General features: G+C 34.5%; 12 protein-coding genes. 1 reads left to right on the forward strand and 11 read right to left on the reverse strand.

The genetic code is table 11. The annotated features are described in order from the left end of the window. Positions 1 to 2 precede the first annotated feature (2 nt). Entirely contained in the window at positions 3 to 1,025 is a 1,023-nt protein-coding gene (locus C1H87_RS03880; RefSeq protein ID WP_102754555.1) for a glycoside hydrolase family 43 protein, read from the forward strand. A 658-nt stretch (positions 1,026 to 1,683) separates the two neighbouring features. Here C1H87_RS03880 and C1H87_RS03885 read toward each other — a convergent pair. The 11 genes from C1H87_RS03885 to C1H87_RS03935 form a co-directional block, all read right to left on the reverse strand. Further along, on the reverse strand, positions 1,684 to 3,051 hold the full coding sequence (locus tag C1H87_RS03885) for an endo-1,4-beta-xylanase (RefSeq protein WP_102754556.1): 1,368 nt from the start codon (positions 3,049 to 3,051) through the stop codon (positions 1,684 to 1,686). Positions 3,052 to 3,063: 12 nt separating this feature from the next. Then, positions 3,064 to 4,326 (reverse strand): carbohydrate binding domain-containing protein, encoded by a 1,263-nt coding sequence (locus C1H87_RS03890; RefSeq protein WP_102754557.1) that lies wholly within the window; start codon positions 4,324 to 4,326, stop codon positions 3,064 to 3,066. A 219-nt stretch (positions 4,327 to 4,545) separates the two neighbouring features. Then, positions 4,546 to 6,033, reverse strand: coding sequence for a RagB/SusD family nutrient uptake outer membrane protein (locus C1H87_RS03895; RefSeq protein ID WP_102754558.1), 1,488 nt, complete (start codon positions 6,031 to 6,033; stop codon positions 4,546 to 4,548). A gap of 9 nt (positions 6,034 to 6,042) precedes the next feature. After that, a complete protein-coding gene (locus tag C1H87_RS03900; RefSeq protein WP_233783332.1) occupies positions 6,043 to 9,042 on the reverse strand; it encodes a SusC/RagA family TonB-linked outer membrane protein in 3,000 nt (999 codons plus the stop codon). Positions 9,043 to 9,072: 30 nt separating this feature from the next. Beyond that, positions 9,073 to 11,742 (reverse strand): glycoside hydrolase family 3 protein, encoded by a 2,670-nt coding sequence (locus C1H87_RS03905; protein ID WP_102754560.1) that lies wholly within the window; start codon positions 11,740 to 11,742, stop codon positions 9,073 to 9,075. 699 nt (positions 11,743 to 12,441) lie between these two features. Continuing rightward, complete coding sequence (locus C1H87_RS03910) at positions 12,442 to 16,587, reverse strand: hybrid sensor histidine kinase/response regulator transcription factor (RefSeq protein ID WP_102754561.1); 4,146 nt, start codon at positions 16,585 to 16,587, stop codon at positions 12,442 to 12,444. Positions 16,588 to 16,661: 74 nt separating this feature from the next. After that, complete coding sequence (fsa, locus tag C1H87_RS03915) at positions 16,662 to 17,318, reverse strand: fructose-6-phosphate aldolase (RefSeq protein WP_102754562.1); 657 nt, start codon at positions 17,316 to 17,318, stop codon at positions 16,662 to 16,664. A 388-nt stretch (positions 17,319 to 17,706) separates the two neighbouring features. Continuing rightward, positions 17,707 to 18,579, reverse strand: a complete 873-nt coding sequence (locus tag C1H87_RS03920; RefSeq protein WP_102754563.1) for an endonuclease/exonuclease/phosphatase family protein — start codon at positions 18,577 to 18,579, stop codon at positions 17,707 to 17,709. Between the two features lie 12 nt (positions 18,580 to 18,591). After that, a complete protein-coding gene (locus C1H87_RS03925) occupies positions 18,592 to 20,694 on the reverse strand; it encodes a glycoside hydrolase family 97 protein (RefSeq protein WP_233783334.1) in 2,103 nt (700 codons plus the stop codon). Next, positions 20,684 to 22,351: a sulfatase family protein gene (locus tag C1H87_RS03930; protein WP_102758170.1), complete on the reverse strand. Its 1,668-nt coding sequence runs from the start codon at positions 22,349 to 22,351 to the stop codon at positions 20,684 to 20,686. The genes C1H87_RS03925 and C1H87_RS03930 overlap by 11 nt, the downstream gene beginning before the upstream one ends. An 86-nt stretch (positions 22,352 to 22,437) precedes the next feature. After that, on the reverse strand, positions 22,438 to 25,065 hold the full coding sequence (locus C1H87_RS03935) for a glycoside hydrolase family 2 TIM barrel-domain containing protein (protein WP_158655114.1): 2,628 nt from the start codon (positions 25,063 to 25,065) through the stop codon (positions 22,438 to 22,440). Positions 25,066 to 25,262 lie beyond the last annotated feature (197 nt).

Below are 25,262 nucleotides of genomic sequence, written 5' to 3' on the forward strand. Positions count from 1 at the left end.
TTATGCCAGAAGAAAGTATAGATAATATCAATTTTGATGATTTAAACAGTCGAGCTATTTCGCAACCCTTGGTATCTCACATGTATACAGCAGATCCATCTGCCCATGTGTTCAACGGGAAAATATATATTTATCCATCGCATGACATTGATGCGGGAATTCCGTTTAATGATAATGGTGATCACTTCGGAATGGAAGATTATCATGTTATTTCAATGGACTCCATAGATAGTGAAGCCGTTGATAATGGCATGGCATTACACATAAAAGATGTGCCCTGGGCAGAACGCCAAATGTGGGCTCCCGATGCTGCACATAAAAACGGCACGTATTATTTATTTTTTCCTGCAAGAAGTAAAGATGGTCATTTTAAAATAGGTGTCGCTACATCCAAGTCTCCTGTTGGTCCGTTTTCACCTCAACCTGAAGCAATTAAAGGAAGTTACAGTATAGACCCTGCTGTTTTTGAAGATGAAGACGGTAGTTATTATATGTATTTTGGTGGTATTTGGGGCGGACAACTTCAAAAGTACCGCCATAATATTTACGATGAAGCTAATGAACTACCAAATGCAAATGAACCTGCTTTATTACCTATTATTGCAAAAATGACTGATGATCTATTAGAGTTTGCAGAAGAACCAAAAGAAATTAAAATTCTGGACAAAAACGGACATTTACTTTTAGAGGGTGATAACAATAGACGTTTTTTTGAAGCCTCCTGGATGCATAAATACAACGGCAAATATTACTTTTCATACTCAACTGGCGACACACATTTTATATGTTATGCTATTGGAGATAATCCTTATGGACCGTTTACTTATGGCGGACGTATTTTAAACCCTGTGGTAGGCTGGACATCCCATCATTCTATTTGTGAGGTTGATGGTACATGGTATTTATTCTATCATGACTCTAGCTTATCAAAAGGTATCACGCATCTTCGTTCAATAAAAGTTGCAGAAATAACGTATAAAGACGACGGAAACATTGAAACTTTAAATCCTTATAAGTTACCATAGCATAAGAGGTACCATTTCGAATTAAGAAAGCCAGTAATTATATGAATTACTGGCTTTTCTATGTACCCACAAATATTAATACATAGATTATAGACATACTTAAAAAATAATTTTATATAAAAAAGTAGACACTAATTTCACTAATTAACGTGAATCTTTCTTAAGAATTCAAGGTGTTCCTCCCTTTTAAAAAGGGAGGTGGATCCCGATGTAATCGGGATTCGGAGGGTTATATTTGTTTGTTATTTTTAATAAAACTCCTCTTTCTTCCTATTTTTATCAAAATCGAAATTCATTTCTCGGCTTTAATTTAAAGAGGAGAGCACTGTGACAGTAAAAAAATAGTTCTGAAACAAGCCTAGGACACACACCGACATAAATTCTCTTATCCAAGTTTCACGTTAATTATCCAACCTACTGGTTTACCAAGTTGAAGTCATATTCATGTTTATGTTGGAAATAGATCCCCCAATCACATTGAGATTCTATTCGTGTAAATTTGTGCAATTCGTGTCTTAATTATCGTTTGATACTCAGGCTCTAGTTTACTGTCGTAGCTTATACAGATTAAAATTAAAAACGGATTTAAAATTCCTGAAAGTACCCTCTAAATACTTCCTAGAATTTTAAATCCGTTATTTATATAGAATTAACGAAACTATTGTAACGCTTCTATAAATCCATCATATGCAGGTTTTCTATTGTAGTTTTCGTCATATAAAAGTGGCCAATCTGGAACACCCCAAAAATCTATTAACCAAGATTCATTATCTCTAAGACCCCATACTGTTAATGCAAATTTATTATCTAAAGGAATAGCATTATAAATTTCTACTACTTCCTTAAACTTTGCTTTTTGGGAGTTTGCCTTATCAGATGAAAGCGATGAAACACTTGAATCACCTTCTGGATTTGTTCTTATATCCAACTCTGCAAAGTGCAGCTTTAACCCCCTAGAAACAGTGCCGTCGGCTACAGCTTGAATATTTGCAGCAGATGGTCCGTTGTATGAAATATGCATTTGAGCTCCAACACCATCAATTAAATCTCCTAAGTCATCAACCAAAGCAAACATGGCGGCTCTCTTGGTCGGACTAGATGCCATATTATAATCATTATAAAAAAGTATCGCATCCGGATCTGCATTTCTAGCAAATTGGAAGCATTTCTTTATGTAATCATCTCCCATCTTTTGTCTAAAAACAGAATTACGTAATGGATGCCCGGTACCATCTTCCAATGCTTCGTTTACAACATCCCAAGAACGTACCTTACCTTTAAAATGATTTACTGTAGTGGTTATATAATCTTCGATCATAGCCTCAAACTCAGCATCTGTACCTGCAAAATTCTCTACCCAACTTGGTGTTGCATTGTGCCATATTAGAGCATGTCCATGTACATCCATATTATTTGCTTGAGCAAAGTTTACTATAACATCACCAGCGCTAAAATCATAATTTCCTTGGGAAGGGTACATAACATTCATCTTCATTTCATATTCAGATGTTAGATTGTTAAATTCATCTTTTAAAATTTCCGTATGCTGCCCGCCCCCATTAATAAAAGATGCTCTGGTTATCATACCTACAGAAAAGGTTGTAGCTGCCGTTTTTAAGTTACCTGTATTTGTTGACGGACAGACGCCATCTGGACAAATTCCATCGGCATTAACAGCTATTGTCATACTTGATGTACTACTGAAACCATCACTTTTCACAGTTAATTCAATAGTATATTCCCCTTCATTATCATATCTAACCTGCTCAACACCGTCTCCATCAACTACAGTTCCAGTTCCCAAACCATAATCCCAAACACTTGTGAATGATAGATGATGAGTTGTCGTATTATTTAAAAGTAATACATAAGGATCTGTTGTTGAAATTGAGACATCAAACGATGCCTTTATTGGCTCTGGAATAACAATTAAGTCTCGATTAAGTCCATCACCGCCTTCCGTTGAACATGCACCAATTAAAAATAACGCAATTAGTAAGGGTAAAAATTTATTTATTCTTTTCATAGTCTGTTTTTTCTAGTTTTTTACAACTTTAATTTTATCTACAACAAAGTTACCTTTGGTCTTACCCATATCTAATGCTAGTAATGATGTAGCAGAATTGGCTGTAAATGTCCAAGAATATTTGGTCCATTCTCCTGTTGCTGTATAACCACCGGCATATTGATCACCACCTACGCCTGGGTTTGTAGAAAAACGCACAGATACAGCATCTCCTTTTATCCATAAAGAAGCGGTATAATCTGCACCATCATCTGTAGCAAAGGCATCACTAACAAATTGGGTTTCCCATTCATTTCCATCTACAGGATTCGATATTTTCAGTGCTCTCGATCCACTTAAAACATCGGTGATTTCTTGAGTTATTCTATCTGCACCATTAAATTTTCCCCAATTAGTAAAGTCGTCACCATCGCCTGCTTCCAAATCACCATTTAAAAGCGCACTATCGTTAGATGGTAAAGGCAATGCCATAGCTCCTTTTACTACTTCAATGGCATCTATAATAAATTCACCTTTGGTTTTACCCATATCTAGTGCTAATAATGTTGTTGCGGAATTTGCTGTAAAAGACCAAGAATACTGAGTCCAATCTGCGGTTGCTGTATAACCTCCTGCGTATTGATCACCGCCTACACCTGGGTTTGTAGAAAAGCGCACAGACACTGGCGCTCCTTTAATCCACATGGATGCCGTATATGTTTCACCATCTACGGTAGGAAATGCATCAGTAACAAATTGAGTATCCCATTCATTTCCATCTGCTGGATTAATAATTCTTACAGCCCTCGAACCCACTAATGGATCACCCCTTTCTTCAGTTATCCTATCTGCACCATTAAACTTTCCCCAATTAGTAAATTCATCGCCATCACCTTCACCAAAATATCCGTTTGGCAATACATTTTCTGGATTTATTAAAAAGCGTATATCTGGCGGTGGTGGTAAATTAACTGTTAGGTTTTGAGTCGTTGTTAAATTTGTGGTGGCACTAACCATAGTTAAGCTTACTAACTTTGGACCAGCAGTTGTATATTCATATTCAATGGGGCCTTCAACATCTGCAAATTTCGATCCGCCCTCTTCAAATTCCCAAAAAGTATAAAACTGCTCTTTATTAGGAGTTGTATTTTCAAAAGTAAAAAGTCCCGATTCGCCAGGAGGTGCTGTAATAGTAAATTGTGGTTGTGTCAATTCTATTGTACCTTCATCATCAGAGCATGAGGACAAGAATATCAAACATAGACCTAATAAACTTAAAATTTTAGTTGTTTTCATAATTCTCAATTAGTTAAATACTTCAGTAGTTTAGATTCATTAAAATTGAAATTATGATTATGATCGTTTATAACTGTATAGATCCAATTTCTCATAATCAAATTTATATCTTGAAGCATATTTATAATGTAAAAAATGTGTTCATAAATAATATAAATGGGGCTTGTTTTGAGCAAAACGCTATTTTTAAATTCAAGCTCAAACTAATTTAAAGATCGGCTAATATCCTGGATTTTGATCTGCATCAGTAACATTAGGATTGGTTGCGATTTCTCTATCTGGTATTGGCCACAATTCATGCTTTCCGGCTTGAAAATTAGTACCTGATAATTCCTGAGCAACAATACCCCATCTTATCATATCATCAAAACGAACTTGTTCACCATTTAACTCAACTTTTCTTTCATGTACGATCGCATTAAAAACTTCAGTTTTCGATAATGTTGCAGGTAAGCCTGCTAATTCTGCTCTTGTTCTAACTCGATTTATTAATCCAACTGCAGTAGCCTGGCTTCCTACTTCATTCTCACACTCAGCCATCATTAGTAATACATCTGCATATCGTATTACTTTAGCATTAATTCCAGATTCTTGTACTTCATCTACTTGCTTATAATAGTTTTGATATTTTTTCCATGCTACTGGACGGATATTTCCACCGTTTTCTGCAAAATCACTTTCTACAAACGTATTTCTTCCTTTATTATAAGTATCTCCAACAACATAAAAACTCCCTTGGAATCTATTATCTCCAGGTTCAAATTCGGCTACTAAGTCGTCTGAAGGATACACGTTAAACCAATTCAAAACACCATAATCTTGTCCTCTAAAAGTAGCATGGTTTTGACCAGCTCCTACTACAGGCCCACCCCATTTAGATCCGGTACCTAAGGATAGATTATATTGAATTTCCCAAACCGATTCAATACCATGTTCGGTTTCTTCTTTAAAGTTGTTAAAATAATCGCTCTCAAGGTCATAACCCGACATTTTTTCAAACGAGTCTAACGCAGGGCCATATTGTTTTTCATAAAGAAGCACTTTGCCTAAAAAAGCTTGAGCAGCTCCTTTATTAGCTCTTCCCAATTCTTCTTCAGATTTTGCTAATAAATTTGCAGATGCTTCCGTTAAATCTTCAATTATTAATGCAATAATATCCGCTTTAGGGCTAATCGGTTTTCCTTCTGGTTGCGAAAAATCACCATTTCTGAGAGGAATGTTTCCAAACCTGTTAACCAGTAACCAATAATATTGGGCTCTTAAAAATTTAGCCTCTGCTATAAATTTTGCTTTTTTTGTTGCTGACATTGCTGATTCTGGAATAGCATCTATAATGTCTTTATTTCCAATTACAAAATTAGCTTTGTTAATACCTCTATAACAAGAATCCCAATATTCAGCAATTTGTCCATTACTGGAGTCAAAAGAAAAATCTGCAAAAGTAACCTTATCAGCTTCCTGCTGTCCATTTCCAGATTGTTCATGGGACATATTATCCATCATATACCAAATAAGACGCCCATATAGTGCTACGGTTTGCAAATTTGCATATGCTGCATTTACTGCTGATTGCACCTGGGCTTCATTAGAAAAGAAAGTCTCAGGCGACAATTGATTGGGGTTTGATAATTCCAAATCCTTATCAGAACAGGAATTTACTATAAGTATTCCTATGAATGCTATTAATATAAATTTGTATGTTTTCATGTCTTTTTTTTAAAATGATACTTGAAGTCCTAGTATAACCGATTTTGGCTGAGGGTAATTTCCTCTATCAATACCAAATTCTTGATTGCCTTGTCCTATCTCTGGATCTAAACCAGTATAATCTGTAATAGTGATTAAATTTTGACCACTTGCATACAATCTTAATTTTGAAAAATAGTTATCGAAAATACCATCGGTAAAGGTATATCCGATACTAATATTTTTTAATCGAGTAAATGATCCATCTTCGACGTATCTATCAGATACATTATGGTTTTGCGGTGCACCAGGTACCCTTGGCTGTGTTGTAGATGGGTTAGATGGCGTCCAACTATCTAATAGAATCGGACTACCGTTAAATAACCTATTTGCTCCAGCTTCTAAGTCATACTTATTAGTATTGTAAATATCTATACCTTGAATGCCTGTTATGTAACAATTTAAATCGAAGTTTTTATAGTTAGCAGATAAATTTAAACCATAGGTAAAGTCTGGGTAAGGGTCTGCTAAAATAGTTCTATCCTCTGAGGTTATATCACCATCATTATTTAAATCTAAATATCTAACATCACCTGGCTGTACAGTAGTTTGACCGGGGTTTGCTGTAAAAACGGCATCAACTTCTGCTTGATTTTGATAAATACCATCGCTTACTAAACCATAAAAATGAAATAACGATTCTCCAACAACTGTACGAGATATATTCCCCTTACCATCTTTCATGGCTGCACCTTCAAAAGATTCTAAAGTACCTAAACTTAATACATTATTGGTACTTGTACCTAAATTAAGGTTTGCAGACCAGGTAAAATCGCCTTCATTATCATTAAACCCTAATGCTAGTTCAAAACCATTTGTTTCAACACTACCAACATTGGCCGTAATATTACCAGCGTTAATACCATTAGATAGTGGCGCTGGTAAGCTTAATAATAAATCATCACTTTGGTTTCGGTAATATTCCAAACTAGCTGTAAATTGCTGATTGTTTATCCCCAAGTCTAAACCAATATTTAACATCGTTGTTTCCTCCCATTTTAAATCTGGATTCGATCCTCCATTAGCCGTTACACCTGGACCGTTGCCTTCTCCAATAGGGTATTCAAAACCACCTGTTAGTGTGGCATTATAAAGATAATCGCCAATATTATCGTTACCTGTTATACCATAACTGGCTCTAACTTTTAAGTTACTAATGTTAGTGCTTTCTAAAAATTTTTCTTTGGATACATTCCAACCTAAAGAAGCCGAAGGGAAAGTTCCCCATCTATTGTTTGCACCAAATCTCGAGGAAGCATCTCGTCTTATAGAAGCGGATAAAATATATTTATTATCATAATTATAATTTAACCTACCTAGATAACCAAGTCTTTTTGTTTCATTAGAGCTACTTCCAATAGATTGGTTGGTTGGGCCGAATTGCACCAACTCATTTGTTATTAAATTTCTTGCGCCTCCACCAAAATTGTTACTTTTTCTATCATTCTTTTCTGCTAATGCCAGAATTTCTATATTATGGATTTCTGCAATTGTCGTGTTATATGTTAAGCTATTAGTAAAAATTATAGTTTGTCCTTGTGAATGATTTCTATTATATGATGCAAAATTCTGCGCATGTGTTGTACTTCCTTCTACGCTATCATCATTAAACGATGGGGTGAATGTGTTACTATCAAAAGTAAAGTAGTCTAGCCCTACCTGAGATTTAAAATTCAGCCCCTTCATTAACTCTAATTCTGCATAAATATTCCCAATAATTCCAAGTGTTTTATTTACACTAGTTGCATGTGTCTGAATCCTCACTGGGTTTTCTGCATCTTGTCCATCTGCTGAAGAAGATGGCCCTTGAAAACCTCCTTCATTATTTGGATTATAAACTGGTAAATATGGCGCTGCTTTGATAGCATGTGTAATTAGTGTTCTACCTCCGCCTTGTAATTCTGGATTTTGTTTACCGAATGCAATAGACATAGATTCTCCAACTTTTAATTTACCAATATTGAAAGAACTATTTGCTCTAAAAGAATAACGTTCAAAACCCGTATTAATAATAATACCATCTTGTTTCATATATCCTCCAGAAAAGAATTGCGTACTTTTTTCTGTTCCTGCTGAATAATTTACATCATAGTTTTGCATGATGCCTGTTCTAAAAATCTCGTCTTGATAATTTGTATTAATTCTATATGTTGATAAAGGTCTATTTGGAAAAACACCAAGATTTGCAGCATGTTGTAAATATTGAATCGTATTCATGGTATCATAACGCTCTGTATTGGTTTGAAAACCAGCATAGGAATTAAATGATAATTGTCCTTTTCCAATTTTCCCACTTTTTGTAGTTACTAAAACAACCCCATTCGATCCTCTAGCTCCATAAATTGCAGTAGTAGAGGCATCCTTTAGAACGGATACATTCTCTATATCGTTTGGGCTAATGCCTGATAAGTTACCAACAATAACACCATCGATTACAAACAAAGGTGTATTATTCCCAAAGGTTCCTAAACCCCTAATTAAAACCAAAGGATTAGATCCAGGAACACCGGTATTAACTACAGTAAGCCCAGGTGCACGACCTTGTAGTGCAGATTCGGCATTTGTTACTGGCAATGCTGCTATATCTTCAGATTTTACAGTTGAAACCGCTCCAGTTACTGTTGCTCTACTTTGAGCGCCATAACCTACCACAACAATTGTTTCAAGAGACTCAACAGATTCTTCTAAAGTAATATTAACTGTATTTTCACTACCAACTGTTATCGTCTGTGTTAACATCCCGATATAACTTACAGTAATTTGGGCACCAACGTTAACATTTTGTAAACTATAATTACCATCAAAATCTGTTGATGCTCCATTCGATGTTCCAACGACAACTAGAGAAACACCTGGTAGGGGCAGACCTTTAGCATCTGAAACTGTACCTTTAATGGTTTTTGTTTGAGAAAAGGCATTTTGCATGCAAAACATAGCAAGCAACATACCCAAAAGTTTAAGCTTCATCATATTAAATAGTTTAAGTTATTATTTAGTTATTTAGTTTGTTAGTAATATGCTTCTTGATAGAACCTCTGTTGAGTTGGCATTTGCTAGTCCTTTAAATCCGGGTTGCTTGCCACCAACACTAATTAATAAATTTCCTGATTCTATTAATTTTTCACCTTCTGGTGTTATTGATGCATATTGATCTGCATCAATAATATGGTTTACTGTTTTAGTTTCTCCAACTTCTAAATGAATTCTTTCAAAACCTACCAAGGTTCTAATTGGAGATTCGTCTTGTTTATCTTCATGTGTTAAATAAAATTGAACAACTTCATCTCCTGCTAAAGCCCCTGTGTTTTTTACTTGAACGGTAACTTCAATACCCTCATTAATCTTTACTTTTTCGGGGATATTTAAATTGGAATACTCAAAAGATGTATAGCTTAAGCCATGTCCAAATGGAAACAGGGGATCGCCTTTAAAATATTTATAGGTTCTGTTTTCCATATTATAGTTTTTAAAATCGGGTAAATCTGTTACCGATTTATAAAATGTAATTGGAAGCCTGCCACTTGGGTTATAGTCTCCAAACAAAACATCAGCAATAGCTTTTCCTCCTAATTCGCCAGGGTACCAAGCTTCTAAAATTGCAGGAACATTTTCTGCTGCCCAATTTACAGCTAAGGCACTGCCATTCATTAAAACGACTATGGTAGGTTTTCCTAAAGCATGAATTTTTTTCATCAATTCAATTTGCGTTTTTGGAAGTTTTAAACTTGAACGATCGCCTTTATCAAACCCTTCAAGTTCTACAGGCATTTCTTCGCCTTCAATTTCAGGTGATAAGCCTAAGCAAAGCAAAACGACTTCTGATTTTTTTGCTGCTTCAATGGCAGGTGTTAACAAATCTTCATTTAGTTTTGCCCATAATAAATGTGCTTGCGGATCGGATAAGGTATTATGATATTCAATCTTAACAGGATAAGATTTTCCTTGTTTTAATTCTAAATCAAAATATCTTGTTTGTGGCTCATGATCTGCACTAAACTCAACATATAGCGAATCGTTTACAAATAATTTTCCGTAGCTACTCGCTTTAAGTGCTATTCTATATAATCCGGTTTGTTCTGGAACGATATCGCCTGTCCAACGCACTGAGAATACATCAGATTTTAAATCTTTAATTGGACGGACTGGCGTCCAAATAAAATCAACGATACTATCTGTTTTTGTCAAAGTTGGCTTTCCTTCAAAATTTCTTTTACTGAAATATTCTCCTTTTAAACCTGATTGATTCCCATTTTTAAGTACCGAGGCAGGGATATGATTGAGTGTTGGCCAACCAGACGCTATATCGCTTCCTAAGGCATAGTTCACCTGGGTGTTTGGTAGTTTATCTTTAATAGCCTTAAGAGGGGTTATAAAGTTGTGAGGGGTCCCATGATAATTTCCTAACAAAGACTGCACGGCATTAGCATTCGGACCAATTACTGCAATGGATTTAATATCCTTTTTTAGAGGCAGTATATTATTGTCATTTTTAAGTAAAACCATAGACTGTTTTGCAATCTTTTCAGATAACGCCAAATGCTTATCGCTAGCGACTACATTGTATGGGATTTTTGACCATTTAACATGTTCGGGGTCATCAAACATTCCTAATTCAAAGCGTGCCTTAAATAATCTAGTTAATGCTATATCAATTTGAGATTCATCGACAAGTTCTTTTAAAACGGCTTCATTAAGATTGGGATCAAAAACATTTCCGCAATTTAAATCTGTTCCATTACGAACTGCCATGGCACCAGCTTCTGCAGGTGTTTTAACGACACCATGATTTTCTTCTTGCCAAAAATCGTTGATTGCCCAACAATCTGAAACCACATAGCCCTTAAAGCCCCAATCTTCTCTTAAGATTTTACTTAATAACAGATCGCTTCCACAGCACGGCACATCTCTATACCTGTTATAGGCACACATAACAGAATATACTTTAGCTTCTTTTACTGCTGCTTCAAATGCAGGAAGATACGTTTCGTATAAGTCTTTATTAGTGGTTTGATAATTGTCTTGATGTCTGGATTTTTCAGGTCCGCTATGCACCGCAAAATGCTTTGCAGTAGCTACTACTTTTAAATATTTATCATCGTCTCCTTGAAGACCTTTTATATAATTAACACCAATTCTACTGGTTAAAAATGGATCTTCACCGTAAGTTTCTTGTCCTCTTCCCCAACGTGGGTCTCTAAAAATATTAATATTAGGTGTCCAAAATGTTAGTCCTTGACTAATTCCCCTTTTACCTTCTTCTACAAATTTGTGGTGTTTTGCTCTGGCTTCATCAGATACAACAGTTCCCATTTCGAAAATTAGTGATGGGTTCCATGTGGCTCCCATTCCTATGGCTTGCGGAAACACCGTTGCTTCTCCTGCTCTGGCTACACCGTGTAAACATTCATTCCACCAGTTATATTCTGGTATTCCTAAACGTTCAATAGCAGGTGCATCAAAACGCATTTGGGAAATTTTTTCTTTTAGGGTCATCTGTTTTATCAGATCCTCTACCCTTTTCTCTATGGACAGATTTTCATTTTGATATTCAAAAACAGTTGTTTTTTTATTTGAGTTACAAGACCATAACGTCAACAATATGCCCGGTATAAGAAAACGATATCTTCTAGGCTTTAAAAGTTCTAACATGCTTATTTTATTATTCTTCATTCTTTTTTTACTAAAGGGAGCTATAAATTAAAATTAGAAGCAACAACATAATACCAACCAATATTACTTCAGCCAATAATTTGGATTTAATGGTTCTTTTGCCCTTTGATTTATGTTTCATAGATATTTTTAACATTCACATCCAAATATAAAACTGACAGTATTTATATTATGGTAGATATGAACAACCTATGTTATATATGTTGCTAATCTGTTCAATAATTACGATTTGCGCAACATATGACCTAACTAAGGCAACATTTGTAACAATTACTAAAAAGACAAAAAAATAAAAGAAATATATGTTGAGAATATATGGATTGTGATGAAGTCAGTTATTTAAATATCTATTTGATAAAGAACCGCTTAGAGGTTCTAAAAAGCATCTTTAAGTTAAAGTTCAAATGTCAGTCTGATTTCTATGACACAGCCAAACGTTTTTAAATTAATTATCGGAAATTTCAGTGTAACAACATCATCGGGTGTCATTCAGAGCGCAGCGAAGAATCTTTTAATAAACTATTCCTAAAGATTCTTCAGTCGTACCTCCTTCTGAATGACACCCGATGACGTCATTACCTCCACTTGATAAAGCTTTTGTCTCTGGTCTCAATGTAACAAAACAGAATAAATCTCCTTAATTTCATGACACTTCTAGGCACACACTTTTTCTAAATTTGATAAACCGTTAACCCATAATTAAGACTCTTTAACTTCTACATCGGTAGGAAGAATTCCGAAATGAGCCTTAAAACATTTAGTAAAATAAGAGGGTGAAGAGAACCCTACTTTATAACAGACTTCACTTATATTGGAGTTACCTTTTTCAAGAATTTGTTTCGCTCTTTGAAGTCGTACTTTTCTAATAAATTCAGTAACCGTTTGCCCGGTAAGTCCTTTTATTTTTCTATATAACCTACTTCTACTTAAACTTACTTGCGAAGCCAAAAGTTCTACACTTAACTCTGTATCGCTCATATTATCGTTTACATATTTAAGAACTTTTTGTATAAATTCTTTATCAATTGCAATAGATGAGGCACTCTCACTTTCTTCTTTTCCACTAACATCCCCGAAGTATTTATCAAATATGGATTGCCTACTTTTTATTAACTGAACTAAGCGTAATTTTAGCAATCTCATATCAAATGGCTTAACCATATAGGCATCGGCACCAAAACCAACACCTTCAATACGATCTTCTATTCTAGTTTTAGCTGTTAGCATTAAAAGGGGAATGTGACTGGTTTTTATATCACTTTTAATCGCATTGCAGAACTCAAAACCATTCATTTCTGGCATGATAACATCGGTAATAATAATATCTGGACTCGCCTTTTCTGCAAGTCTCAATCCTTCAACGCCATTATTAGCCACTAATATTTTATATGAGTTTTTTAATTCTCGTTTTAAATAATTTCTCAATTCTGCGCTATCTTCTACTATAAGCAATGTTTTTGATTTAGATATTGCCTCTTGTTCATCTTTAGAAACCGTATCATCTTCATCGATATTTAAAACGAATTTTTTCTGTCCGGATGGTTTTACAACCGATGCACTTAAAAACTCCTTATCATTAAAATGTTTTTTGCCTTCTGGCAATAATACCCTAAAACTAGTACCTTGTCCTAAGCTGCTTTCTACTTCTATTTCACCCTTATGTAAAGACACGAAGTTTTGCACAACTTCTAAACCTATACCTGTTCCTCCGTAGTAGGTTTTGTTTATTCTATCTACTTGATAAAAACGTTGGAAAATTTTATCCAGTTGATCTTTTTCCAACCCTGGACCTGTATCTGAAATTCTTATTTCAATAGCTTTACTAAGATTAACCTCATCTACAAGAGGTAATCTTATAGGCTCTTCTGTTGATAATATTTCTATACTTATTGCACCGCCGTCTGGTGTAACTTTAAAAGCGTTGGAAAGTAAATTAAAAATAATTTTTTCTAGCATACTTTCATCTGCCCAAACTGGCAAATTCGGTACATCGGCATCAATTGTAAGACATATATTCCTATTGTAAGCTTCTTCTTTAAAATAGCTCACCATCTCTTTTGAGAAATCAACCAGGTTAAATTTTTCCACTTTTATATTGACTTTATTCAACTCAAGTTTTCTAAAATCCATTAATTCATTAATCAATCTATAAAGTCTTTCGGTATTTTTATAAACAATATTAAGTCGTTCCTTAACTGAAAATGGCAAATTTAAGGTTGCATCTTTTAAGACATCTTGTAGAGGGTTTATTATTAATGTAAGTGGCGTTCTAAATTCATGGGAAATATTAGTAAAAAACTGTATTTTCTTTTCACTTAATTTATCTTCTTGAACACGCTGAATGCGTTCGTTTCGAATCATCTCTTTTTCTTTGACTCTGGCTTGTGTTAGTATATTTAATAAAAACAGTGCTAAAAAGAATAATACAATATAACAAACCACAGCTATTTTGGTTTTCCACCATGGCGGAAGGATTGTGATCTTTAAAGTTAAAGGTGTCTCATTCCAAATACCATCATTATTTGCAGCTTTTAATTTAAATGTATAATCGCCATAATCTAAATTGGTATAGGTGGCACTTCGCTTGTTTCCTACATAATTCCATGATTCTTCAAGCCCTTCTAAATAATAGGCATACTGATTTTTCTCTGGCCGTGTATAATTAATTCCTGTATACTCTATAGTAAATACAGATTCTTTATGGTTGAATTCTAAACTATTTGTTTCGGAAATCACTTTAAAAAGTGGAGAATCTTCTTTATTTGGAACAACTTCTTTATTGAAAATTTTCAGACCTGTTAAATATAATGATGGGACACTAGAATTAACAATCAGATCTTTAGGATTAAAGTAATCGATACCTTTATAATTACCAAAATAAAGTATCCCATCATCATCTTTTAAGGTGGCATTAAAATTAAAATCGTCTGAGAGCAATCCGTCGTTTGTCGTGTAGTTGGTAACCGCATTTGTTGCTATATTCAATTTAGAAATACCAGAATTACCACTTACCCAAATATGACCATCTTGGTCTTCAATAATGCCTGCTATATTTTCTTCATTTAAGCCAGAAAATTTATTGTACCATTTAAATACGTCTTTCTTTTTGTCATACCTACAAAGTCCGGCGCCTCTTGTTCCTATCCAGATATAGTTGTTTGAACTTTGGTATAATGATAATATATGATTGGAGCTTTTTAGGTTGTTATAAGCTTCGCTCATACGCTTTGAAAATGGTGTAATGGACAATTCATCTCCACTAACTTTATCAATTTTAAACAGGCCAGCTGTAGTACCTAACCAAATGGTTTCATCTGAATCTACTAATACTTTTCTAACATCACTAGTGGTAATACCATGATCGACAAACTGTTTTGAATTGTAATTTTTCAATTCATTTGTTGCTAGGTTGAAAGAATACAATCCGTTATAAAAGGCTCCTATCCAAATAATACCATCGTTGTCTTCATCAATACTTAAAATCGCATTTGATAACAGTTTACCGTTTGAATTTTTAACATTGATATTAGTAAATGTTTTTTCTCCTTTTTTAAGAATATAAATACCATTATCCCAACTACCAGCCCAAATATTCTGCCTACTATCAATGAAAATAGTTTGAATATAATCACTTGTTAAACCTGAATACAGCTTGTTATTCGATAAATTAATATGATCCATTTTGGATGTTTTAACATCAAATACATCAATACCACCTCCATCCATTGAGATCCATAATTTATATTTATCGTCCTTAACAATTCCTGTAACTGAACCTGTTTGTAACGAGTTTGAATTACTACTTAAACTTTCAATATTGTTAAATTTATCAAATAACTTATCACTTATTGCAATACCGTTATTGTAATACCCCATCCATATTCTTTCATTTGAATCCATAAATAAGGACCATATTGAATTTGAACGAATACTATTTTCATCTGTTTTATTATGTAGGTAGGTTTTAATTAGTGATCCATCAGAATTCATATGGAAAAGACCATCGTTTTCAGATCCTGCCAAAAAAGAATTATCTGGTAATTCTACTAGTGATAGGATGCGTTTACTACTAATTGGAAACTGAGAAAAACCAACAATATCTTTATTTTGAAGTTTATATTTATAAACACCATTACCATAGGTACCTGCCCATATATTATTTTCAGTATCAATTAACATATACTGAATTGGTGCATCAAAATCGGCATCAGAGATTCCTTGAACTGTTTTGGGTTTTACTATTTGATTGCTAATGGTATCTATTTGTCTAAGTCCTATACTAGTTCCTAAAAACACAACACCATCATCATTAATTTGTATGCTATTTATTCCGGGGGTAACAGCATCTTTATTAGGTATTTTTACTGCTTTTCTGGTTTTTAAATTGAATTTAAACAAACCAAACCCACTACCGATATAAAGATTTCCATTATTATCTTCATTGATGCTTAAAACAGAGATATTAGCTTCATTTAATTCAATTTTTTTAAATCGATCTAAATCTCTATCGTAAAGGTTTAAGCCTTCTTCTGTACCCACCCAGAGGTCATTATTTTTTCCTAAGTAAGAGGAAAAAATAAGGTTGCTACTTATTGATGTTGAATCTTCATGCTTGAATTTATAAGATGTGTAATCTATACCATCAAACTTATATAGACCAGAACCATTTGTTCCTATCCATATAAAACCATAATTATCTTGAGTTATTGAATATATTCCAACCTTAGAAATACCTTCTTTAATATTAACAAAGTTAAAGTCTTGATCTGTTTTTTGAGCCCAAATATTGGAGCAAAAAAGAATCAAGATCATTATTATAGAATAAAACCTCTTTTTTAAACTCATAAAAATTATTTATAACACCTAAAGTTACAATCTTTCCATTAATTAAAAACTAAATGACAAAACCCTAAAATTTGCTAATGATTCCCTTTTTTATAATCTTCTAAAAATTTTGCTAAACCTATATCCGTTAAAGGGTGCTTAAGTAACCCCGTAATTGATGATAATGGTCCTGTCATGACATCAGATCCTAATTTAGCACAATCGATCACATGCATGGTGTGGCGTATAGATGCGGCTAAAATTTGAGTTTCAAAGCCGTAGTTATCATAAATTAATCTAATTTCTGCAATTAAGTTTAACCCATCTGTCGAGATATCGTCTAATCGCCCTAAAAACGGTGACACATAAGTGGCTCCGGCTTTTGCTGCTAATAATGCCTGGCCTGCAGAAAAAACTAATGTGACATTAGTTCTAATGCCCTTATTTGAAAAATATTTACACGCTTTTACACCAGCTGCTATCATTGGTAACTTCACCACTATTTGAGGATGTAATGCTGCTAAAGCTTCACCTTCTTTTACCATACCATCAAAATCTGTTGAAATTACTTCAGCGCTTACATCACCTTTAACTAAATCACAAATGTTTTGATAATGTGCTAAAATATTAGCTTCCCCAGTTATACCTTCTTTTGCCATTAATGATGGATTTGTTGTAACACCATCTAAAACGCCTAAGGCTTGTGCTTCTGCAATATCACTTAAATTTGCTGTGTCAATAAAAAATTTCATAATTTATTTTCTTATCCTGTTTTTAAAAAGTCTAATATTTCTTTACTTACTTTTTCTCTTGCGAAACTGAATTTATTATCAAGTATGGATAGTAAGATCGAATATGCTCCCCTAAGCCCAAAATTAAGTATCAATAAGAAACTAAAATGTAATAATCTAACCAACTTATATTACAAATGATGCCTATTTGAGCCCATAATGATACCATTCCTTATGTAATTGGATCTGCGACTAATCTATTTTTCAGAAGGTAGAAATTCATATTTTGAAAAATATTTGGTAGTAATAGACTATAATGAAACTGTTTACAAGAATAACATGTATTCTATACTAAAAAAAGGCAAGTGAAAATATTTCAATAACTAACAAAGGTAGAAAGTCAGGTCAACTAAAATTTAAGAAAGACTAAAACTGGCAGGTGATCCGACGGATATTTACAATCTTTAGAATCACTCAACACGGCATATTTACGAACTTCAATATTTCTTTTACTGACAAAAATATAATCTATCCTGTCGGTTACCGGTTTATCAAAATGAAAGCCGTTAAATGTTCCAGATGGTCCAAAAACAGGATTTTCTGAAGTCTCTTTAGAATCACTAAAATGTTTTTTTATAAATTGAATACTTTCGGTTTCTGGTTTTAAATTAAAATCTCCCATTAAAACAGTCGGGCAAATCTTAGAATTCAATTCTTGTATTTTTTGAAGAATCAATTTTGGACTTTCTTTTTTCGCCTGCTTACCAACATGGTCGAAATGCGTGTTAAACACCCAAAAATGTTTATTTGTTTTTTTGTTCTTAAAAAGTGCATACGTACACACTCTGTTGCAAACGGCATCCCACCCCATAGAAACTTTAGTCGGAGTTTCAGAAAGCCAAAATGTGCTACTTTCAATAACCTCAAACGATGCTTTTTTATAAAATATGGCTGAATACTCACCTGAGTTTTTTCCATCGTCGCGCCCCACACCTACATAGTTATAATTTACAAGGGTACTATCCAGATATTGCATTTGATTTGGAAGTGCTTCCTGCACACCAAATACATCCGGTTCGTAGAAATTAATCTGTCCGGTTATCAAGTCCTTACGGTTATCCCAACTATGTTTACCTTCTTTTGGGTGATCTAATTTGATATTGTATGTCATGACTTTAGTCGTCTCTTGTCCAAACAAAAAACCTAAACCAAAAAACAGTAATAGTAAATTACAGACTGTCGCCTTGAGCGCAGTCGAAAGGTCATTAAAATCTTTATGCATTTATCATTACGTTTAAAGTTTCGGTATCAAAGATACGGCACACCCACCCCCTTCAGCCAAATGAAGTTCCAAAATAGTACGACTGTTCACTTCTTTTTCTTCAATGTCATAAACTTCAGGATTGTTCATATAATGTGAATCCGATCTATCTTTATATAATCTTGCCAAATAGGTTTTATCGGCATCTAAAAAGTCCAATTTCACCTGTATAGTTCTTTTATTTTCATCTGTAATTGCACCTAGAAACCAATGATCTGTACCTTTTTCTTGGCGAGCTACCGTTATAAATTCGCCTATTTCAGCATCTAAAACTTTAGAAGCATTCCAATCCACACCTACTTCTTTAATAAATTGCATGGCTGGGTGTCCTTGATAATGCTTTATTAAATCCGGAACCATTTGAACAGGACTGTATAACACAACATAAAGCGCCAATTGATGTGCCAGGGTCGTATTAATTTGATTGTCTTGCTTATAAGGCTTTAATGACGTATTAAAAATACCGGGCGTATAATCTATAGGGCCGCCTAGCATTCTTGTAAAAGGCACAATGGTTAAATGTTCTGGCGGATTACCACCATCTTTAGACCATGCATTGTATTCTTGTCCTCTCACCCCTTCACGGGCAACCGCTACCGGATATGTACGTCGTTTCCCGGTTGCCTTTATTGGTTCGTGCGCATTAATAACTACTTGGGTTTCCAGTCCCTTTTCCAATACTTTTTGATAATGGTTAACCATATACTGTCCATGATGATACTCTCCTTCCGGAATAACACTCCCAACATACCCTGTTTTAACGGAGTGAATGCCCAAGGATTTCATTAAAGCAAATGCTGTGTCCAACTGCTTTTCATACAGAACAATATCTGCCGACGTTTCATGATGCATCATTAATTCAACGCCTTTTGATTTTCCATAACGTACTATGGCTTCTAAATCGTAATCCGGATAAGGTGTTACAAAATCAAAATGTACTTGCTTTTTCTTCTTGTCCCACCATTTTTCCCAACCAATGTTCCAACCTTCCACCAACATGCCACCAATATTATGTTCTGAAGCAAAATCAATCATTTCCTTGGCATATTTGGTATTTGCTGCATGATATGCTCCCGAATAGTCCCAACTCCCCGTACCAATATGCATATCCCACCATATGCCTGCATATTTCATAGGTTTAAAATAAGGTAGGCTGTCAACAACTTTGGGGTCGTTTAAATTTACTATCAATTTAGACTCTATGAGGTCGCCAGGTTTATCAGCCATCTGGATGGTTCGCCAGGGTGTTTCAAAAGGCGTTTGCCGTTTTACTTTTATATGTTCGCTGTTACCAACCAATTCACTTTTCATTTTTAAATTCAGGGTATCGACCGCCAAAGTCATACCCGCATAATTGGTTAAATCGGCTTCATGAAAACTCAGGTATATTCCAGAATTTGTCTTCATGGTTACAGGGGTATTAACCGCATTTTCCGGCACGTACGTTTGTCCTAAATGTGCCTTAGGATTGTAATGCCTTAAGGCATCTATTTTTGAAAAGGCTGTGGTATTATACAAATATTCGTAAATATCCCAATCTCCCGGAATCCACCACGTTTTATGATCTCCGGTTAAATTGAATTCGGTATTTTCGTCTGTAATAACGACATCATTTAAATGTTCTTGTTTTGGGAATTCATACCTAAACCCTAAACCATCATCATAAACTTTAAATACGATATTTAACCTTCTTTTTAATTCTGAAGTTTCTTCCAATTCAACTCTTAATGTGTTATGATGGTTTCTTACCTGTGCATCTTCACCCCAAAGCATCTCCCATGTTTCATCAGTAGTAGACGTTTCCATATTAATGATATTGAAATTGTCATCAAGTGGTTCCGCATCCTTTAACTCAAAACTCATTTTAGATGAATCCACTACTTTTTCTTTTTTGTAATGGACTATATAATGGGGTTCTCCTTGTTCTGAAAGGAAAAAATGGACCTGTACATTATCATTAGGAGATGTTACTTCTATTTTTTTATGTTCTGATGCACAGGACATCAAAAATATCATGCTACTAAAAAAACTTATAACAATACGATACGCTTTCATAGTTAAATAATTAATGTTCATAAGCTTTCATGGGTTGCCCTCTTAACCTTTCAAACCCTTTATAAGCACGCTTAATGGCTTTGGGATTAGCACGCTGAAACTCTTTTTCAGTAACATTATATGTTTGTTGTAAAGCTTTTAGTCTCATTCTAAGCTTCTCTTCTACCCCATCATAACTCACATCGTTTATAAGATTGTTGATTTCGTTTGGGTCTTTTTCCAAATCGTACAATTCCCATGCATCAATATCATCGTACACATGAATTAGCTTATACCGTTTTGTACGAACACCATACATTTTTTTTACCATGTGAAATGCCGGAAAATCGTAATAATGGTAGTAGATAGCATCTCGAAAGTCATCATCTCCAATCATATTAGTAACTAATGGCTTTAACGATTTTCCTTGCATATCTTCTGGGATATCGACACCGGCAAAATCCAAAAACGTTTCAGCAAAATCTAAGTTTTGAGTTAGTGCTGTTATTTCTGTTCCCGATTTAATAACCTTTGGGTATTTCATGAGCATGGGCATTTCTAGTGACTCTTCATACATAAACCGCTTATCAAACCAGCCTTTTTCACCTAAATAAAAGCCTTGGTCTGTGGTATAGACCACTATCGTATTCTCTTCTAAACCGTTTGCTTTTAAATAATCCAGAATGCGTCCCACACCTTCATCTACTGCCGCTATAGTTGCCAGATAATCTTGTAAATAACGCTGTAATTTCCATAAGTCCAGATCCTTTCCAGATAAGCTAGCATCGTGAAAAGCATCATTTTTGGGTTGGTATGCTTTGTCCCAAGTAGCTCGTTGTTCCGGTGTCATACGCTCAAAATCTGTGGTCCACGGATTGTGTGCCAATTCCGGACTCCCCTTTTTCTTGGTCATTTTTAAATCATGCCCCTCATACATATCCCGATAAATGGTTTGGTACTGCTCTTTTGAAGCGGTTGAACCTTTATGATCTGTAAAATAAGTCTCGGGCACCGGAAATTTAACGGTATCATATTTATTAACATGGCGTAGTGCGGGCATCCAATTTCTGTGTGGTGCCTTGTGCTGTACCATGAGCATAAAAGGTGTTCCGGTATCTTTAATTTCATTCAAATATGTAATTGCTTGTTCCGTTACAATATCAGTGGCATAACCCTTTATCATTGTAGTATCCACTTTTTGAGTTTGCGCATTTACAGAAATAAAATTAGGGTTATAATAGTTCCCTTGATCTTGTAGAATATTCCAATGATCAAACCCCTGCGGAAATCCATGCAAATGCCATTTTCCGAGCATGGCTGTTTTATATCCTGCTTTTTGCAATAATTTAGGGAAGGTTTGTTGATTGCCATCAAAACGGTCTCCATTCATTCTAAACCCATTCACATGACTATGTTTCCCTGTTAAAATCACAGCACGACTGGGGCCACAAATAGAATTGGTACAGAAATTATTTTTGAAAATCGCACCTTCTTCTGCAATTCTATCTATATTCGGGGTGGGTGCTAATTGACTTATAGGGTGTCCATAAGCGCTTATGGCTTGAGTAGCATGGTCGTCTGCCATAATAAAAATAATATTAGGCCTTACTTTTGTACTTTCAATTTGAGCATCCTTTTTTACTTCTTTACAGGATAGAAATACAGTAGCTATTAGCACAACGTATAACAGGTTTTTCATGGGTTCTTGATTATAATCCTTTTTATTTGAATGGTTTGATTGAAAAAACAACAGGCAATATACAGCTGTTAAAAATTGACACCACATCAATCTATTTTCTCAATAAAAACACCACTTATCACAGGTTTACCTACAACTGATTTTAAAGAAATTGTTAATCCTTTATCGTTTTCAACTCTAACTAGTGCTGATTTTTCAATACCATATTTCTCCGGATATTGTTCTGCCATATTAAACCGATTTTCGATACACGTATCGTTTATATAAATGTCGAAAATGCGTTGTTCTTTATCACCCTCGCTAGTGGCAACAGCATTCAAATTATAGATATTCTCTGTTGGCTTTATTTGTGGTTCTACAAAATATAAACTGACTTTATACTCTCCGTTAGGAACATCCAGTTTATACTTTGTACATCCTTCCAACATGGTTTGAAACAAAGGTTCTGAATCCGTATTTTTAATACTATAAGGAACCCCTTGATGTTTATCGTTACTTAGATTAAAAACAGTGCCATCTATATAACCAAACGTGCCTTTTTCATAGGGTTGATCTGGAACGAAGGTTATTTGATGTTCTTTATCTGAAAAGTAAAAATGTGCACCCATATTAATTCCAAAACGAGAAAACGTTTTAAAATCCAAAGCTTTTGTTTTTATAACCTCAATTGTTTTTTCTTCGGAAATAGTTTCAGTAGTCACTTTGATGGTATTTCTCCCATTTTCAAAGGGCATATCGACAGTTGCTACGCCGTTTTTAAATGAAAAATCCTGAAGTTTTTTCCCATTTAAAAAAACCATAGCTGAACTCTGATTTGAATATATTTGAACGGGATATGTGTTATTATCTAACAATGTTAAACCATCTAAATAAGTAGTAGCAATATGTACAAACGGTGTTTTGTTATTTAAAACCGATTTATACCAATAATAAATATCCTTGGGCTCTCGGTTAAATTGTATTAAGCCTTTTTGATTAACGTGCGGCATGGCATCACCACGAAACTCCGAGCCGAAATCGGCAAAATTCCAGGCTGTCATCCCTGTCATATAAGGTCTTTCTATAATTTGCTGATAATAGGATTGGTGTAATTTGGCTTGGTACTCTGTAGAAAAATCAAATTTTTTGGGTGTATTGGTGAAAATTCTAACATCGGCTCCGGGGCCATACTCAGAAAGTAACAACGACCGCTTGGGGTATCTTTTATGCTGATCGTCCAAAAAAATCCCTAAATCCGGGATATCCTTATCATACCATCCAAAATATAAGTTCCACCCAAATAACATCGGTAAATTGGCTATACCCGTTTCATTATATAATTCGTTTAAATGCCCCGCCATAACCGTGATATGATTGGGGGCTAACTTTCGTGTTAATTCCTCTAATTGTTTGGCTAAATTTACAGCAGCGTTTTTCTGTTTTTCCTTTTCAACTTTGGTAGATTTATTATCGAAGGCTAATCTTAAAAAGATTTCATTCATGTAACCAAACATCACTACTGATGTATGGTTATAATATTGTTTCACATGCTCCTTTTGCATGTTCAGACTCACATCAAAAAATGCTTTGGTATCTGTTACTTTATTAACTACGGGAATTTCAGACCAGACTAAAATGCCTAGCTTATCACACATATCATACAGCTCCCGTGACTGCGGATAATGCGCATTACGAAGTACATTAGCGCCCATGTCTTTTATAAGCTGAATGTCCTTTTTTTGAAGGTCCATAGGAACGGCGTTGCCATAACCTTCATAATCCTGATGGCGGTTAACTCCAATAAGTTTTATTGGCTTTCCATTTAAAAAAAATCCTTTATCGGCATCTACCTGCACCCATCTGAACCCTATATGTTGTCTTTTTTCATCTAAAACATGTTGTGCTTCGTCTAATAATTGAAGTTGTAATTTGTATAAATAGGGCGATTCTGGAGACCATAATTTCGGATGGTATATTTCTGAAAATTTAATATTTATGGCTTCTGAGGCATTAGCACTACTCTTAAGTTTTAAACGCTTATTAAACACTGTTTTATTTTCAGCATCGAGGATGGCTACTTTTAGCGAGTTATTTGATACGCTGTTCTCAAAATTATCGATCAGTACTTTAACTTCTATACCTACCTTTTCTTCTGAAATGGTATAGTAATCTATATAGTATCCATCTGAAGCAAAATCGGATAACGAGATATGTTGTTTTGGTTTTGAAATAAGTAGCACATCACGATAGATGCCCCCGTAAAAGGTAAAATCGGCATCTAATGGCGGGATGTTGACGTTATGGCTGTTATCGACTTTTACTTCTATTAAATTATAGGCATCATACTGTATCCATTTTGAAATATTGATATTAAAAGCTGTGTAACCGCCTTTATGATTGCCTGCATGGTTGCCATTAACATATACATCTGCTTCTTGATTTACTCCTTTAAAATGCAGGTAATGGATTAAGTTTTCTTTTGATTTTGAAAAGAAAAGTTGCTTTTTATACCATCCTATGCCTCTGTGATATCCTTTTACATCATCGAAGGCATCATCTTTATTCCAGGTATGCGGTATGTTGATTGTTTCCCAATTATTAGAGTTTTTTTCGCCTAAAACAAACTGCCATCCAGAATTTATAGTAACGATTTGTGCTTCTATTTTATCTGAGAACAACCCTAGTATTAAAATAAATACGGCTAATCTAAATTTGGATGTGTTATTAGGTTTCAAAATGATTTTTTTAATATGAAACATATATCTTATCGAGTGGATTCCTGCCTCCGCAGGAATGACAAAACCGACTACTTAATGACTCGTACTTAATAATGTTATTTTGTTTGCTTGATAATTTTTTTCCTATCATTTACATTTTTTTTAGGCAACTAATCTAGAGCCGTTTGTCATTCAGAGCGCAGCGAAGAATCTGT

The organism is Flavivirga eckloniae, assembly GCF_002886045.1.
Classification (GTDB): Bacteria; Bacteroidota; Bacteroidia; order Flavobacteriales; family Flavobacteriaceae; genus Flavivirga; species Flavivirga eckloniae.